The sequence below is a fragment of the Chryseobacterium sp. SIMBA_029 genome (genome assembly GCF_046535275.1).
Lineage (GTDB): Bacteria > Bacteroidota > Bacteroidia > Flavobacteriales > Weeksellaceae > Chryseobacterium.
Map to the genome: position 1 here is coordinate 1 of NZ_JAWRXA010000592.1, position 254 is coordinate 254.

At 41.7% G+C, this 254-nt stretch carries 1 protein-coding gene; it reads left to right on the forward strand.

The window, feature by feature from the left end; translation table 11 throughout:
• Positions 1-32 precede the first annotated feature (32 nt).
• Positions 33-254: MarR family transcriptional regulator (locus SB679_RS25355; protein ID WP_410705106.1), on the forward strand; the 222-nt coding region annotated here is incomplete at its 3' end.

A 254-nucleotide genomic window follows, 5' to 3' on the forward strand; every position in this document is an offset into this window, starting at 1 on the left:
ATTTAAGTGTTGTGTTGATGAGGTGATCTCCGATGAAGTTAGATACGATAAAAGAAACGCTTAAAGTGATGGATAAGATCAATGCTCTGTTAGCCGAAGATTTCCAAGCCCTCTACCATTTTGAAATTACTCCCAAGCAATCCATTCTCCTGCAGCAATTAGTTGAACATGAACAGATGACCATCGGTGAGCTGGCAAAGAACTTGAATATGTCCCTGAGCTCTACAAGTCAACTGGTAGCCAAGCTTGAGCAG